Source organism: Pedobacter psychrodurus, from assembly GCF_032678585.1.
GTDB lineage: Bacteria > Bacteroidota > Bacteroidia > Sphingobacteriales > Sphingobacteriaceae > Pedobacter > Pedobacter psychrodurus_A.
In genome coordinates this window covers 15,621-31,708 of record NZ_JAVTSN010000045.1, presented here as the reverse complement: position 1 = coordinate 31,708, position 16,088 = coordinate 15,621, and the positions used below count along the sequence as shown (strand labels likewise).

Annotated in this window: 17 protein-coding genes; 11 read left to right on the top strand and 6 right to left on the bottom strand. The window is 38.0% G+C overall.

Annotated features, from left to right (window positions below):
- Positions 1-32: 32 nt before the first annotated feature.
- From R2S57_RS24060 to R2S57_RS24050, 3 genes are all read left to right on the top strand, one after another.
- On the top strand, positions 33-2,381 hold the full coding sequence (locus R2S57_RS24060) for a TonB-dependent receptor (RefSeq protein WP_316847470.1): 2,349 nt from the start codon (positions 33-35) through the stop codon (positions 2,379-2,381).
- 607 nt (positions 2,382-2,988) lie between these two features.
- Positions 2,989-3,678, top strand: coding sequence for a ribose-5-phosphate isomerase RpiA (gene rpiA / locus R2S57_RS24055; protein WP_316847469.1), 690 nt, complete (start codon positions 2,989-2,991; stop codon positions 3,676-3,678).
- A gap of 399 nt (positions 3,679-4,077) precedes the next feature.
- Positions 4,078-4,467, top strand: coding sequence for a LiaF transmembrane domain-containing protein (locus tag R2S57_RS24050; protein WP_316847468.1), 390 nt, complete (start codon positions 4,078-4,080; stop codon positions 4,465-4,467).
- A gap of 248 nt (positions 4,468-4,715) precedes the next feature.
- On the opposite strand, the gene R2S57_RS24045 is transcribed toward R2S57_RS24050, so the two are convergent.
- On the bottom strand, positions 4,716-5,702 hold the full coding sequence (locus R2S57_RS24045; protein ID WP_316847467.1) for a GlxA family transcriptional regulator: 987 nt from the start codon (positions 5,700-5,702) through the stop codon (positions 4,716-4,718).
- A 90-nt stretch (positions 5,703-5,792) separates the two neighbouring features.
- Between R2S57_RS24045 and R2S57_RS24040 the strand changes: the two genes are divergently transcribed.
- From R2S57_RS24040 to R2S57_RS24020, 5 genes are all read left to right on the top strand, one after another.
- Entirely contained in the window at positions 5,793-6,257 is a 465-nt protein-coding gene (locus R2S57_RS24040) for a transcriptional regulator (protein ID WP_316847466.1), read from the top strand.
- 5 nt (positions 6,258-6,262) lie between these two features.
- Positions 6,263-6,676, top strand: coding sequence for a VOC family protein (locus R2S57_RS24035; protein ID WP_316847465.1), 414 nt, complete (start codon positions 6,263-6,265; stop codon positions 6,674-6,676).
- Positions 6,677-6,678: 2 nt separating this feature from the next.
- Positions 6,679-7,056 (top strand): DoxX family protein, encoded by a 378-nt coding sequence (locus tag R2S57_RS24030; RefSeq protein ID WP_316847464.1) that lies wholly within the window; start codon positions 6,679-6,681, stop codon positions 7,054-7,056.
- Between the two features lie 156 nt (positions 7,057-7,212).
- Complete coding sequence (locus tag R2S57_RS24025; RefSeq protein ID WP_316847463.1) at positions 7,213-8,532, top strand: DUF3887 domain-containing protein; 1,320 nt, start codon at positions 7,213-7,215, stop codon at positions 8,530-8,532.
- A 147-nt stretch (positions 8,533-8,679) separates the two neighbouring features.
- Entirely contained in the window at positions 8,680-9,651 is a 972-nt protein-coding gene (locus tag R2S57_RS24020) for a YihY/virulence factor BrkB family protein (protein WP_316847462.1), read from the top strand.
- Position 9,652: 1 nt separating this feature from the next.
- On the opposite strand, the gene R2S57_RS24015 is transcribed toward R2S57_RS24020, so the two are convergent.
- The 4 genes from R2S57_RS24015 to R2S57_RS24000 all read right to left on the bottom strand — a co-directional run bounded on the left by R2S57_RS24015 (position 9,653) and on the right by R2S57_RS24000 (position 14,179).
- Positions 9,653-10,075: a secondary thiamine-phosphate synthase enzyme YjbQ gene (locus R2S57_RS24015; RefSeq protein ID WP_316847461.1), complete on the bottom strand. Its 423-nt coding sequence runs from the start codon at positions 10,073-10,075 to the stop codon at positions 9,653-9,655.
- A gap of 290 nt (positions 10,076-10,365) precedes the next feature.
- Entirely contained in the window at positions 10,366-11,400 is a 1,035-nt protein-coding gene (locus R2S57_RS24010; RefSeq protein ID WP_316847460.1) for a DUF2157 domain-containing protein, read from the bottom strand.
- Positions 11,401-11,503: 103 nt separating this feature from the next.
- Positions 11,504-13,717, bottom strand: a complete 2,214-nt coding sequence (locus R2S57_RS24005) for a cation:proton antiporter (protein ID WP_316847459.1) — start codon at positions 13,715-13,717, stop codon at positions 11,504-11,506.
- A gap of 108 nt (positions 13,718-13,825) precedes the next feature.
- Positions 13,826-14,179, bottom strand: a complete 354-nt coding sequence (locus R2S57_RS24000; RefSeq protein ID WP_316847458.1) for a hypothetical protein — start codon at positions 14,177-14,179, stop codon at positions 13,826-13,828.
- Between the two features lie 157 nt (positions 14,180-14,336).
- Here R2S57_RS24000 and R2S57_RS23995 point away from each other — a divergent pair, with 157 nt between their 5' ends.
- Genes R2S57_RS23995 through R2S57_RS30600 form a run of 3 tightly spaced genes read left to right on the top strand, consistent with a single transcriptional unit; the run spans position 14,337 to position 14,975 of the window.
- Positions 14,337-14,588, top strand: a complete 252-nt coding sequence (locus tag R2S57_RS23995) for a hypothetical protein (RefSeq protein ID WP_316847457.1) — start codon at positions 14,337-14,339, stop codon at positions 14,586-14,588.
- On the top strand, positions 14,570-14,797 hold the full coding sequence (locus R2S57_RS23990; protein ID WP_316847456.1) for a PIN domain-containing protein: 228 nt from the start codon (positions 14,570-14,572) through the stop codon (positions 14,795-14,797). The genes R2S57_RS23995 and R2S57_RS23990 overlap by 19 nt, the downstream gene beginning before the upstream one ends.
- Entirely contained in the window at positions 14,790-14,975 is a 186-nt protein-coding gene (locus R2S57_RS30600) for a PIN domain-containing protein (protein WP_410479108.1), read from the top strand. The genes R2S57_RS23990 and R2S57_RS30600 overlap by 8 nt, the downstream gene beginning before the upstream one ends.
- 1 nt (position 14,976) lies before the next feature.
- Here R2S57_RS30600 and R2S57_RS23985 read toward each other — a convergent pair whose 3' ends face one another.
- A complete protein-coding gene (locus tag R2S57_RS23985; protein WP_316847455.1) occupies positions 14,977-15,963 on the bottom strand; it encodes a bifunctional riboflavin kinase/FAD synthetase in 987 nt (328 codons plus the stop codon).
- Positions 15,964-16,088: the final 125 nt, after the last annotated feature.

The following is a 16,088-nucleotide window of genomic DNA, read 5'->3' as shown; positions in this document are numbered from 1 at the left end:
ACCAACCGTTTTTTAATTTTACAAGAAAAACGATGATGAGAACTTTACTGTTAATAAGCCTGTTCTTATTAACCAGCTTTGCAGTGAATGCACAGCAAAATAAAATATCAGGTACGATCAGAGACGATCAAAATGCGGGTATTGCCAATGTAACGGTACAGGTTTTGAATACCAATTTATCTACCCTGAGCAAAGCAAACGGCGATTTTGAAATTACCAATGCTCCAAATGGAAAATTAACCATAAGATTTAGTGCCATTGGTTATGCTACCTTCATTAAAACCATCACCAATAATCAAAACCTTAATATTGTTTTAGCGGAAACCAATTCAAAATTGGATGAGGTAACCGTTTCTGCACAGAAAACGGAAGAGAATGTACAAAATGTGCCGGCAAGTGTTACAACGTTTTCTGCGGCTAAAATAAATGATTACCGTTTACAAAACACAAGAGATTTAGCTACCCTGGTTCCAAACTTATACAGCAGCAACCCAGGGGATGGCAGAAATGTGACTTCGATCCGGGGAATAGGAACTACTTCTTACGATCCTGCCGTTGCCACCTATATCGACGGTGTAAACCAATTCGGTTTAGATACCTACATTTCTTCTCTATTTGATGTAGAAAGGATTGAAGTGCTCCGCGGCCCACAAGGAACTTTGTATGGTCGCAATGCAATGGGCGGGGTAATCAATATCATCACCAAACAGCCGGGAAACAATACAAGCGGTTTTGCTGGTATTGATATTGGTAACTATGGTCAGCAGCGTTATAGCCTGGGTATTCGCACCGCCTTAATCAAGGATAAATTGTTTTTTGGTGCTGCTGGTTTATACAATAAACAAAATGGCTTTTATACCAATACATTTAATGATACAAAGTTTGATAAACTACATGGCTTTTTAGGGAATTACTATTTAAAGTTTTTGGCTTCATCAAAATTTGCAATCACCTTAAATGTGAAACACAATGAAAACAGAAATAATGGAACTTTTCCTTTAACGGGCTCAATAGATGAGGCCTTGGCAAATCCATTTCAATTGAATCAAAATTCGACCACAGAAATGGTCGATAATCTGTTCAATGCATCATTATCGGCAAATTATAGCGGAAACGATTTTAATTTTACTTCTCAAACGGCATATCAATCCAATTACCGGTATTATAAAAGTCCGATTGATGGTGATTTTTCTCCAGCTGATATCGTGTCTATCGTGAATAATTATGGTAAAGATTGGAACAAGGTCCGGGTGTATACACAAGAATTTAAATTCAGCTCACCAGCTTCACATGTTTCTAAATTGAAATGGGTGGCGGGTTTGTATGGTTTCTATCAAAAGAATCCGGTAAAACAAGGTTCTTATTTTGGAGCCGATGGAGCTGTTTATGGTGCAGAACCTTTTACCACCGCTGTAAATATCAATGATGGAAAGGGAGCAGGTTTTGCGGCTTTCGGACAGCTTTCTTATCAAATAACCGAGAAGCTAACTGCTACTGCCGGTTTGCGATATGATTACGAACACAAGAGATTATTGGCTTCTGGCGAATATTTAATCCCAACCCTCGATCCTATTGTTATACAAGGTGATACTTTGGCCAAAGCTAATTTTTATGCCATTTCGCCAAAGCTAAGTCTGGCTTATGCCATTGCAGATCATAACAATGTATACGCAACGTATAGCCGGGGTTACCGTGCCGGAGGCATTACCCAATTGGCTTCCGATCCTACAAGCAAACCACTCGATACTTACAAACCAGAGTACAGCAACAACTTTGAAATTGGATCAAAAAACACATTTTTCGATCAACGCCTGAGTGCGAATATTGCTGCATTTTATGTGAACATAACTGATGCCCAGATTCCGGTATTGATTTTACCCGATGCGTTAACCACAACCCGAAATGCAGGTAAACTGGTCAGTAAGGGTATAGAACTTGAACTTTCTGCCCGTCCTGTAAAAGGTTTAAGTATTGATTATAATTTTGGCTATACCGATGCGAGTTACAAAGCGTTGAATGTATCAAAAGGCGGGGAGACCGTTGATTTAACCGGGAACAAACAGATTTATACCCCTGAAACCACCTCGATGTTTGCTTTGCAGTATAGTTATGAGATTGATAAAAGGACTAAGTTAAATGCCATTGCCCGTGGAGAATGGTTGTTTACCGGAAATCAATTTTACGATTTAAGTAACCAGATCCAGCAAAAAGGCTATAGTGTTTACAATGCTAAATTGGGTTTCTCTGCTCAGAAATTCGATCTGTTTGTCTGGGGAAGAAATTTATCCAACAAAACCTATATAGATTATGCTTACGATTTTGGAGCCGCCCATTTGGGAAATCCAAAAACATATGGGATAAGTTTGGTTGGGAGGTTTTAGTAATGAATTGTTGTTATTTCGATCTTATGGCCATCAGATGGATTGATGCGAAATGGAGAAATCTACTCTTTAGCACATCACATTAAAAATATTTAGGATTTTACCTGAAAGATCCTTCGCTGCGCTACCATTGACGTTATTTTGTAATTATTTATTAATAAGCAACTTGCATTTTCTCCCAGCTAGGCCAAAGTACCTCATCCACGTTCAACTAAGACCCGGCCTAACAAATTTTTCGGGGCCCACTGACCAAGCCACTCTACTGGCTTCCAAAGAAAAATTTTCAGCCGGCATTTTTTGTTTCTTTTTGATGCCAAAAAGAAAGAGCCCTTCGGCGGCGGCGAGCCGAGGCAAGACGGAGCAGCTGGGCAAAAAAAATAATTTATACGTCAATCATATTGATTTTTATGCAATAAATTATCCCTCAGGATGACAAAACGAAGAAGAAAAATAAATGCAAAAGAAATGGGGATTCCACTAGTGCAGAATCCCCATCATCTAAATTAACGCTCTCATATACATAAACGTTATAAAACGGATTTATTGCATGAGCTTAAAATTTTTTTTCGTTTTTGGGATATTTATCATTTAAACCTATTTTTACTTTATGGCTACAATAGATCAAACCCAACAAGATGCTGAAAAACTGGCGGCTGCCCTGGCTGCAGTAAAGTTTGTAAAAGATGGCGATATTGTGGGCTTGGGTACAGGATCTACCACTACCTTTGCCATTAAAGAATTAGGCAAGCGCGTAAAAGACGGCCTAAAAATAACCGCTGCGGCAAGTTCTATCCGTACGGAAGAACTCGCCAAATCATTGGGTATCGGGATTCTTGATCTTGGAACTTTAAGTCAGATTGATATCAGTATCGATGGTGCAGACGAATTTACCGAAACCCTCGACTTGATTAAAGGTGGTGGAGGAGCATTATTTAGAGAGAAAATTATTGCTTCCCTAAGTAAAAATGCGATTATCATTACTGATGCTTCTAAAAAAGTAAAAAAACTGGGCGCTTTTACTGTTCCTATCGAAGTTATTCCCCTGGCTTATCAGTATGTGTCCGATCAAATCAATAAGCTCGGAGGTAAAGGAATATTACGATCAGTAGGTGGTAAGTCATATACTACCGATAACGGGAACCTGATTATCGATGCCGATTTTGGATTAATAAACGATCCAGCAAAACTATCTTCCGATCTCAATCAGATTAATGGTTTGTTGGCCCATGGCCTGTTTGTAAACACAACTTCGAAGGTTATCATGAGCGAGGGAACTGATATTATTGTTTTTGAATAGCATTAGTTCACTGGTTCATTAGTCATTAGTTCATTTGTACCCTCATTGCGTCGCAGCTCGCTATCTATTTAACCACAAGGGAAGTGTTTTTATGCCTTGGTGGTAACTGATTGTAATTATTTTACCGATACATTTCAACTAGCAAACGCTCCTATTCACCTTAATCTCCTAATGGTGAACAATATTTGCCATATTAAGGAAATTAAGCTCAATTCTGTCTTCTCAGTGTTTCCGTGGTAAAATCAAAAAATTCACCGATAAAATGCACATTTCTTAAATGCACTAAAATTTTTCACCGACGGTTTTGTTTCGCTCACCGATAAAACATCCCAACTAGGAGAAAAGCCATTCCCCAGCATTAGTTTCTGTGCTACATTTGAATCATAAAACAAAACGGTCATGGAAAATTTCATCAAAAAAAATCACGCAGATAAACAATTCGGTTTAGGTATTTTAATCATCGCAATCGGTTCGGTATTCTTGTTAAGAAACTCAGGAATCGATGTTCCTCATTGGATATTGAAATGGCATACTATTATGCTAGGCATAGGTTTGTGGATGGGTTACCGTAAAAATTTTGAAGGTAGTAGCTGGTTGGCTTTAACGATAATCGGTGGTTTATTTACCCTTAAAGCGATAAGCATTTTTGATTTCGATTTGTCGAGGATCAGTACAGCTTTGGTGTTAATCGGATTAGGATTGTATGTTATTTTAAAACCTAAAAAAGTTCAAAATTTTGATCAGTATTTTGAAAAGAAACCAGTTGATTTTACTGAGAAAGAAAGCTAAAATTCTAACTCCATCATATATCTTAAAAAGGGACATTTTTTTAACAGTGTCCCTTTTTTGTGCTTAATAGCATAGGGTACGGCGCTTGGAGTGCCATGCGCTTTGCCCTATGATAAAAAAAAGAAACGGGGATTCCGCCCTTAAGCAGTATCCCCGTCATCTAAATTAACGCTCTCACATACATAAACGCTGTAAATAGAATATATTGTGTGGAGTTTAACTTTTTTTTATTTTTTTTGCAGATCCGGTTAAACCTGTAATACGGGTACCGCTTTGTGGTATTTGTTACGGTATTCGATCGGAGTTAAACCTGTAATTTTTTTAAACACATCCCTGAACGATTTGGTATCCGTATAACCTACATCGAACATCACCTCGGTTATATTTTTTCTGCTCGATTCGAAACTCCGCTTGGCGGCTTCAATTTTAACCCTTTGAATATATTCGATCACCGTATTTTTGGTTGCGCTTTTAAACCTGCGTTCAAAACTCCTTCTTCCCAAAGCCAGCATATCTGCCAATTGATCTACCGTAATGCGATCCTGATAATTGCCATCAATAAATTCCTGCGCTTTTTTGATCTTTGCATCTTCATGCCCTTTTTGTCCCTGGAACATCATAAAAGCAAGTTGACTTTCGCGGTCGATATCAATAGCGAAATATTTTGCAGCTAAGATGGCGGTATCCCGATCCGTATGTTTCTCAACCAGGTATAAAAGTAAGTTCCAGTATGAATTGGCACCACCGCTCGAGTATAAACCCTGCGCATCAGTAATAATACTGCCATCAACCAGCTCCACATCGGGAAACATTTCTCTAAATTGATTGGCAAACAACCAATGCGTAGAGCATTTCCGGCCATCTAATAAACCTGTTGCCGCCAGTAAAAAAGCACCCATACAGAGTGAAGCCACTTCTGCGCCTTTTGCATGTTGTTTGATAATCCATGGTAACAGCTCCTGATTCGCTTCCATGGCATAACCGATATTGCCACTAATAGCGGGTACAAAAATAAGATCGGTATGATCAACCTCGTGGAGTAGCTTATCGGCGTGTACAGAGAAAAGGCTGTTGTTCAACCTTACCTCTTTGGTCATGCCAACAAGCTCAACTTTAAAAAGCGGAAGCTTGCCCGATGCCTGTAAAAATTCGTTAACAGCGGTAAATAGATAGCGGGGATCTGCAATGGCTTCTATCACGGCAGTCTCTGGAATTAAGATAGATACGTGTTTCATATCTCAAATATAGCAAGGCTATTTGTCGTAAACAACCCCTGCAATTGTCGTTTCTGCATATTTAGCGTATTAGCTTCTAACCGTATGTTTGTGTTGTTAATCGTTTATTGGGAAATCTTTAAAACGGTAATACCGGAAAATATGATGGAAGAGTATATTTTAAATGAGGATATCAAGGTGATGTATGTTACGGCCGAATCATTCCCTGACGGAGTTTTAGCCGCACATCAAAAATTACATACCATGTTCCCGGCAGATGAGAAGCGAAGGTATTTTGGCATAAGCATGCCGAACGAAGAGTGTACAATTATTTACAAGGCGGCGGTAGAAGAAATAGCGGATGGTGAAGCTGAAAAATTTGGTTTAGAAACTTTCAGGATAAAAAAGGGGGTGTTTATTAGTGCGCTGATCTTAGATTTTATGAGAGATGTTAGCGAGGTAGGCAAAACATTCGAAAAACTGCTAGAACATCCAAACCTCGATCCAAATGGGTACTGCCTTGAAATATATAATAACGAAACCGATGTGCGCTGTATGGTGGGCCTCAAAAAATAGAATAAATGACTAGTATAAATTCATATCTCACATTTAATGGCAACTGCAGGGAAGCAATGACTTTTTATCGGGATTGCCTGGGGGGAGAATTAACCCTCGAAACCATTGGTGAATCAGATCTTGCCGATAAAATGCCCAATAGTATGAAGAGAAGTATTGTGCATGCTGTTCTGGCAAAAGATGATCTGGTTATTATGGCAACCGATATGGTAGAGGAGCGAGGACTAATCAAAGGAAATTCGATTTCCATGATGCTGAACTGCAGTTCGGAAGAAGAAGCCCAATCCTTTTACCGTAAACTTTCATTCGGAGGAAAGGCATCATATCCGTTACAAGAAACATTTTGGGGTGCATTATTTGGCGATTTAACAGATCGCTTCGGGAATAATTGGTTAATTAATTACGATAAAAACTTATAAACATGAAAAATTTAAAAACCTGGTATTGGATTGCCACTATTATTTTCGCACTGATGATGATCATGGATGGTTTTGGTGGAGTAACACAACAGGAAGCTGGTAAAGAAGTGTTTAAACATCTTGGCTACCCGATGTATATGCTCATTATTGTTGGCATCGCAAAACTGCTTGGTGCAGTATCCATCCTGCAAAATAAATATGTAGCCATAAAAGAATGGGCATATGCTGGTTTTGCGATCAACTTTATTGGTGCTTTTGCCTCCAGGGCGCTTGTTGGTGATGGCATATCACTATTAATCCCACCAATTATTGGCTTGATTATTATGTTTATTCCATACATTTTGTGGAAGAGATTAAAGTCAAATGTTAAAATTAGTTAAAACTAAACGTAGACTTTAGTTAAGGGCTTTTGAGAACCAAATATTGTTAACTTTGGGTATTGTAAACAACCAAACACAATACATGAATTTTATGATTTTAAGATCCGCAAATGGATAAATCATGGAACTTCATTACCATAAAAAACAAAAACACGGATGAAAAAGAGCCTTTTATTCATAATCGCTTTATTATTTACTACCTCGGCATTTTCTCAAAATGTTATTCAGCTATTTAATGGTGCAAACGATTTTTTTAAGCTGTTGCAGGAAGAGAAATTTAAAGATGCCCATGCATTTTTTGATGATACTTTAAAAACTAAATTAACAGAAGAAAGCTTAAAAAAACTTTGGGGCGATATCGGAACCAAATATGGTAAAGTAGAATCCTTAGATGCTATTCAAAGCAAAGCCCAGGGAGAATTCTTTGCAGTTACCGTTGAAGGTAAATTTGCCAATGGTGATCAGAACTTTATTTTAGGCTTTAATAAACAACAAAAGATTGTCGGTATATTTCTTGCCCCTTCAAAAAAGGCCAACACTTACTTAAAACCGACTTATGTTGATACCAGTTTGTACAAAGAAAAGTCTGTGTACATTGGTCCGGCAGGAAAACAGCTCGCTGCCATTATTACCACACCTAAAAATGTCAAAAATTTTCCAATAGTTGTTTTTGTACATGGCTCCGGTCCTGGCGATATGGATGAAACGGTTGGTGCCAATAAACCGTTTAAAGATTTAGCTGGAGGTTTGGCATCTAAAGGGATTGGCTCAGTGCGCTACGTGAAAAGAACGCTGATCTATCCAAACGAATTTACCAATGCTTATACCGTAAAAGAAGAGGTATTGGACGATGCAAGCGCTGCTATTGCTGTTGCCAGAACTGCTGTTGGGGCAGATCCTAAAAATATTTATGTATTTGGCCATAGTTTAGGAGGAATGTTAGCGCCTAAAATAGCAACGCTTACACCCGACCTAGCAGGTATTATTTTGGCCGCTGCACCTGCAAGAAAACTGACAGATATCATTATTGACCAAAATAAGTATATGTTCGATCAGGCTAACGATACATCAGCGGTGTTAAAAAAACAACTTGCTGATGCCATTACGGAAATAGATAAAAGTAGGATCTCACAATTGGGAACCACTATTAAACCTGATTCTTCCATCCTCGGTTTGCCTGCAAAATATTGGACAGATTTAAATTCTTATAATCAGGTTGCAGTGGCGAAAAGCCTATCAAAACCACGGATTTATGTTTTGCAGGGTGGAAATGATTTCCAGGTGAGCAAAACGGATTTCGATCTTTGGAATGCAGCTTTGGAGAAAAAGAAAAATGTTCGACTTAAATTTTATCCCGATTTAAATCACTTGTTAAGTTCACAGACAGGAAAAGGAACCATGGCCCAATACCAGGCTGCGGTAAGTGTATCCGAGCCTTTGGTAAACGATATTGCACTTTGGATTAAAGGTAAATAACAGTATCTAAATAGTATTGTAAAATAAGAGCTCTGGTCGAAAACCAGGGCTTTTTTTATGGTTTGGGGTGGATGTTGCTAATGAATGTAAAAACAATTCAAAAAATATGCGGTTTAAATTTAAAGGATATCATTTTAACTATTAGTTATGGCGACGAAGAATAAAATCACTTTAAAAGGAATATGGGGTGTTCTAAAAGCGTCCTTTACGGGATTTAATAATCATAAGGTAACCAAGCTTAGTGGCTCCTTGGCATATTATACTGTGTTTTCTATGGCTCCGCTGTTGGTAGTGATTATTTCCTTATGTGGTATTTTTCTAGGAAGAGAGTTTGCTGAAGGAAAAGTTTACGCGCAATTAGAGGGCTTTTTAGGTAGAGAATCGGCAGTTTCTTTACAACAACTGATCAAAAATGCCTATTTAGACGGTAAAAGCACCATCGCCTTAATTATCGGTATTGTTACTCTATTGATTGGTGCAACTACCATCTTTGGCGATATCCAGGATTCTATCAATACCATTTGGGGTTTAAAACCAAAACCTAAACGGGGCTGGGTGAAGATGTTGCAAAACCGTTTTCTGTCGTTCTCGGTCATTATTAGTCTGGGTTTTGTATTACTGGTCTCCTTGGGTGTTACCGCTTTATTAGATGCCTTTAGTAATCGCCTACAGGCCCGGTTTGCAGAGGTATCTGTTGTTGTATTTTACATTGTCAATCAAATCGTTACGCTTGCTGTTATTTCATTAATATTTGGGGTGATATTTAAGGTATTGCCCGATGCGATTATTAAATGGCGTGATGTAATTGCGGGTGCAATAGTAACTGCCATACTATTTATGATCGGTAAATTTGCTATTTCAATTTACATTGGGCAAAGTAATGTTGGAGGTACCTATGGCGCAACAGGTTCGTTAATTGTAATACTACTATGGACTTATTATTCTTCTATTATTTTATATTTTGGTGCTGAATTTACCAAGGCTTATGCTGTAGCGTATGGATCGGAGATTTATCCTTCACATTATGCGGTTACCACTAAAGAAATCGAGGTAGAAACCGAGGGTAAATCTATTCAGGATAACCACCCAGAAATTAAAGAAGAAGTCAAAAAAGCTTAATTTATTCTCCCCAGGCTGTAACGATCAATCTTCTTTGTCCACCCCGGTTGCGGTGTTCGCATAAGTAAATGCCCTGCCAGGTACCAAGTGCTAATCTGCCATTTCTAATCGGAATGGTTACAGAGCTACCCAAAAGCGCTGATTTTATATGGGCAGGCATATCGTCTGATCCTTCATAATCGTGTTCGTAATCTAGATCATTTTCCTTAACAGTTTTATTAAAGAACATTTCAAAATCTAGCCGAACCGTAGGATCGGCATTTTCGTTAATGGTAAGCGAAGCAGAGGTGTGCTGTATAAAAACCTGACAAATACCAATGTTTATCTCATCCAATTGAGGTAATGCATCTTCAATCTCATCAGTAATGATATGGAAGCCTCTTCTGCGTTCTCTAAGTGCTAAAGCTTGTTGATATATTTTCATTGATTTTAGATCGTTTTTTGATGATCGAATTCAATATAAATTGCGCAGATACTGTCTGCTTAATTCATCTTAAATTTCCGAAACACTTTCTCGGAAATTGTGTGTTTTCTGATTCGTCAGACAGTGTCTGACTTTTTCAATTCAGATGGATCCGTCATGCTGAATTTATTTCAGCATCTTTCTTGTTATCAAGACCCTGATCCTGAAGTTTCGGGGCAGAATGACGATCGAAATAAACAAAATCTCATTTCAAATCATTCTATAATAATTTAATAATCAAATCCGGGTTATCATTTCAAAAACTCCACATTCCAGATTTTTTCTGCTTTTCGGCCGATTAGCCAAAAAGAGGCTGCTAGTACTGAAAAGAACAAAGCTTTATGCCAACTGTCCCAGAAATACTCGAAATAACGCGTATAAAGGTTGATAAATAGAAAAGTAATCCCGAATTCTCGGGCAATATCATCGTGGTATTTTAAGCCATATAAAGTGCTCAGCACACAAATAGCAGCAGAAATTAATGCCCAATAAAATAAGCTTAACTGTCTCACCGTGTACCACTCCTCTAAACTGGCAAAATTTCCGAATACCGATAAGCCCCAAAGTGATACAAACAAATAAACCATTCCTGCAATATAGGTGACCTGAAAGAAATTCTGTGTTTTAGGAAAAGCTTTCATGATAAACGATGCTGCAGTTAGTGCGGCACCAAAAACAACAAACCGCAAAGGGTAATTCATACCGAGAAAATAGTAGTTCCACCGGCTTAAATAGCCTGTTTCTGTGCCAAACCAGGCACCTAAGGATAGTAAGGCAAAAATCCAGATTAAGCGGGAATTGAAGATGTACCCCAAAGCCCCGTAGATGAAAACAGAGATCAGAATTAGGATCGAGAAATTTCCTGAACCATTATCCAATGCCTTTCCAAAATAGGCAACTGCATTTGCAGTAAGTAAAATTGCAGAGAAGACGATCGCCTCATTGCTAAACTTTAAATGCGCCAATTTCTTTTTCCGTCGGAAACCTAAGATATAAAGCCATGCTGCCAATCCGCCTGAAACGATGGCAATTACAATATTTGGCGTATTGTAAACCCGTTTTAGGTAGTTTAAAATCGAATTGTCAATCAGTAGTGAGCCAAGCGCGATAAAACCGCATGCCAATGCTACCCAAAAGGCATATTGCGCCAAACGTAGCCAGTCGAAATTTTTAGCCTCGTAACTTTTACGCAGTTTATTGCTAGTTTCATCATTGATTAGGCCATCACTCTGCCATTGCTCAATCATGTCATCAAGAAACTCACTTTTTTCTCTGTCGACTTTCATAGGTTAGGTTATATACGAAGATAGCTTTTTTAGTCTTTAGTCGAAAGTCCCTAGTCAGAAGTCCAAATTGACTAAAGACTGCCGACTAAAGACTCTGGACTATCTATATAACTTCCTTGATTTTCTTGTTATTGCCTACAATCCAGATTACATCTCCATTATCGAACACAAAGTCAGATGAAGGATTCAGTATTCGATCAGTGCCCCGTTCAATACCCACAATTAAAGCCTGTGCTTTTTCACGGATTCCTGCATTTCTGATGCTTAGTCCGTAAACAGGCGATTCGGTATGAACAACTACTTTCTGTAAGGTCATTTCTTTATTTGGGAAATTGCTTTCTTCAATTGTTTCTGGCGTATCAACTTCTAAAAGTACTTTAACAGCAGCCAATTGATCATCGGCGCCAACCACCAATAATTTATCATTCGGATAAAGTCGCTCGTCTCTTCCTGGGGTTGGGATGTTATTTCTTCCACGTTCAATCAGGGCAATGTTGACACCATATTTTTCCCGGATCATTAATTCGGTAAGTGTTTTTCCTACAACTTCCGATTCAGGAGAAACCGTTAGTTCTGTTAGGTGGGTATCCCATGGTAAAATATCAGGTTTTTGATTTTCGCGTGCATTCAAATTCAGCATGAAACGTCTTTCCAGTTTATCGTAAAAGGATTGCAGTTTCCTTGAGAAAATCACCATTCCTAAAATGATCAGTCCCAGCGCAATCACTGCCGCAATCCAGGTATCAAAAAACTCATACATTAAAAAACCTACAAAGAAAATCCCTAAAGCTATTCTGAAAAATTCGATCGCAATTAAGGGACCTCGCGTGTATTTTTTGTTTAACCACAGGTGAGAATAAGCCGTTCTTTGGATCCTCCGGATAGATAGTGCCCATAAAAATGGCGACATCAAAATGAACGAAACCACCACACTGATGATGATTGAAGTTAAACTATTGGCAATATTGCTTACAATAAATGGCTGAACATATCTGTAAGCCAGGAAAATGATCGCAATGATAATTACGGAATGGATAATGGTATTAAAGATATACGACTTTAATAAAACCTTCCAATCGCTTAGCGTGGTTATCCCTTCGGTACTCGAACTGTATCTTTCTATTCCATCTAACCATTTTTTTGGTAAAACACGGTTTAAATATTGATAAAAGGGTTCTGATAGCTTAATCAGATAAGGCGTGGTAAAAGTTGTGATTGCTGCTGCGGCTACTGCGATAGGGTAGAGGAAATCACTCGTTACTTTGAGGGTTAAGCCCAATGAGGCAATGATAAATGAAAACTCACCAATCTGCGCCAAACTCATACCCGATTGTACCGAGGTTTTTAAAGGCTGACCCGAAAGTAACGCACCTAAAATGGTAAAGATGATTTTACCTAAAATAATTACCAGCGTAGCCACTAAAATTGGAACCGCATATTTAACCAACATGGATGGATCGATGAGCATACCAACCGAAACAAAGAATACGGCTGCGAATAAATCTTTCACCGATTTGGTTAAGTGTTCGATTCTTTCCGCCTGAGTCGTTTCTGCTAAAATAGAACCCATAATAAAAGCACCCAGTGCAGGGGAGAAGCCAACTTTATCGGCCAATAATACCATTACCAAACATAAGGCTAGCGATACCACCAACATGGTTTCATCATTCATTAACTTCTTGGTTGCCTTAAGAAATGATGGAACCAGGAATATGCCGCCTAAAAACCAAAGCACTAAAAAGAAAGCCAGTTTTAAGATGGAGTACAGCATTTCTGTACCGGCCGACTGCTGACTTACCGCCAGGGTAGAGAAGAGCACCAATAACAAGATCGCCACCAGATCTTCAACAATTAATACCCCGAATACCAGGCCGGCAAATTTTTTATGTTTTAAGCCGAGCTCTTCGAAAGCCTTAATGGTGATCATGGTAGACGATATGGATAAGATACCACCTAAAAACAGGCTGTCCATATCTTTCCAGCCCATGGCTTTACCAACGAGATAACCGGCCAAAATGATAAATAATACTTTTACGATTGCCGTAATGGAGGCCGAACCGCCAACCTTAACCAGTTTTTTAAAACTAAATTCTAAACCCAGGCTGAATAATAGGAAAATTACGCCTATTTCGCCCCAGATATTAATGCTTTTTGTATCGGTTACTGATGGAAAAAAATCTAAATGTGAGCCAACCAACAGGCCAGCCAATATATAACCCAAAACGAGGGGCTGTTTAATGCGTTTAAATATAAGTGTGGTTATTCCTGCGGCGGCGAGGATTAATCCTAAATCGGCAATTAAATCGGGTAAATGCATCTAATAAAAATGGGTAAGGGTAATTAAATAATTTATTTCCTGGCATTTTTTTAATACCAGGCATTTTACTGAAAACTCCACATGAATGTGGTTCACAAATGAAATTACTTACCAAAAAACATGTTTTGGATAGAGCATTTTAAACAGGCACCAATAATTATATTTTAATCTTTTGATTACAAGTTTGGTATTGATCGTTTTGTATTTAAAAAACAGAAATAACAGAAAGGTGAACAGGAAGTAGGCACTCAAACATGTTTTCACTACAGTACTGTTAATGAAATCCTTTTGCAGGCTTTCATTGTCCTGATTGAGATTAGAATTGGGCTTATAGACTTTTTTGCCTGTAATGAAACTGATCTTTAAATTTTTAGATGGTACATCATTTCTTTTTTGCTGTGCTGAGAAGGCCGCAAAATTGATGGAAATAGAAAGAAAGAAGATGATGTAAAAAAGCCTCATTGCCGCTAATATAACGAAAATGAGGCTTTTTTGAAAGGAAAATCTGATTAAAATCAGCTTTAACTTTTAATTTTGATAGCTATTTGATGTCAGGTACACAGTATGTTATTCTAAAAAATATTGATTAAATTTGTATATACATTGAAAAATAAATCTAATGAAAGAAGTAACCATCAAATATAAAAGTAATAAAACACTTGAGGCACTTAAGGAATTGGGTAAATATTTAAATTTCTCTGTTTCTGATCATAAAATTAAAACGGTGACGGAAAAAGATGATAGCATTAATGGCATTCCAATTATTATCGGAGACCCCAAGGTCGATATTGGTGAATTACATGATGTTTTTACAGGAAAAGGTTTCGATGCTGAGGAACTGAGAAAAACCGCATGGCAAAGGAAAAAATAATTTGTGATACCGATGTATTGATAGATTATTTTGATAAAAATAAAAATCGGAACGCATCTGCAACAACGATAATAGAATCGGTTATAGGACTTGATAATGTGATCATCTCATCCATTACTAAAATGGAATTGTTATGTGGTGCTACCAATAAAATAGATCTTAGTATCATTAATAAAAAACTGAAAAAGGTTCAGTATTATATTGCTTAATGAAAGGATAAATTTAACTGCAATTGGTTTAATCCAAGACTTTAAACTAAGTCATGGCCTTGCAATAGCCGATTCGTTAATTGCTGCAACAGCGATAGAAACTAAGCTAAAGCTGTTTACTTATAATCTTAAAGATTTTAGATTCATTAATGATCTGATTTTATATCCTGAACAATAATTTAACCATTAAAATAAGCTAAAGTAGCTTCCTTATCCTTTTGCAATTGGACTGTTAAAGCTTCCAATCCGGTAAATTTTACATCATGACGGAGGAATTTCAAAAAGTTCATTTTGATATCCTGTCCGTAAATTTCCTGGTTGAAATCGAAAATATTGACTTCGATGTTCCTCGTCATGCCATTAATGGTTGGGCGTTGACCGATGTAGGCCATTCCCTTATAAGTCCGAAGTCCGGAGTCCGGAGTCTTGAGTCCATTTGTTGGGTCGAAATCTTCTTTAAATTCGGGACTCATATCTACGGTAACCGCATAAATGCCATCTCCTGGAATCAGTTTGTAAGTTTCTTCAACAAAGATATTGGCTGTTGGGAAGCCGATTGTTCTGCCGATTTTATCGCCTTTAATTACTCTTCCAAAGATAGAGAACGGATAACCCAGGTAATCGTTTGCCAAACCTACATCGCCAGCTAAAAGCGCCTGCCGGATTTTAGTTGAGCTTACCGCAACATCGTGGATATCCTGCTCCATAATTTCTTCTACACTAAAACCGTAGTGTAAACCCGCAGCTTTTAAATCGCTTAAATTACCAGAACGGTCCTTCCCAAAACGGTGATCGTAACCAATAATAATATGTTTGGTGCCGATGTTATTGACCAAAGTATTTTTGATATAATCTTCAGGTAGCTGGTTGGAAAAATCGCGGGTAAAAGGAGTAATAATTAAATGATCGACACCTAAACCTTTTAAAATATCGGCCTTTTCGTTAATGGTATTGATCATTTTCAGATCTTGGTTTTCAGGGTCAATAATCATCCGCGGGTGTGGGAAAAAAGTTAATATTACACTTTCTCCGTTATCGGCCTTCGCCTTTTCTACCAGTTGTTTAATGATTTTTTGATGTCCGAAATGTACACCGTCGAAAGTGCCAATGGTGACAATGGCATTGTCTAATTTTTTAAAATCCGAAAGGTTGTTGTATATCTTCAAGGGTAAAATCTATTTTATTGATCTGGGTTTTGCATGAGGGATGGAAGCGGTATCCCCCGATTTTTCATCGGGGATTTAGCGTACAGCCCGACCCTTTGCATAGCTTAGGGGCATGCCCAAATTTC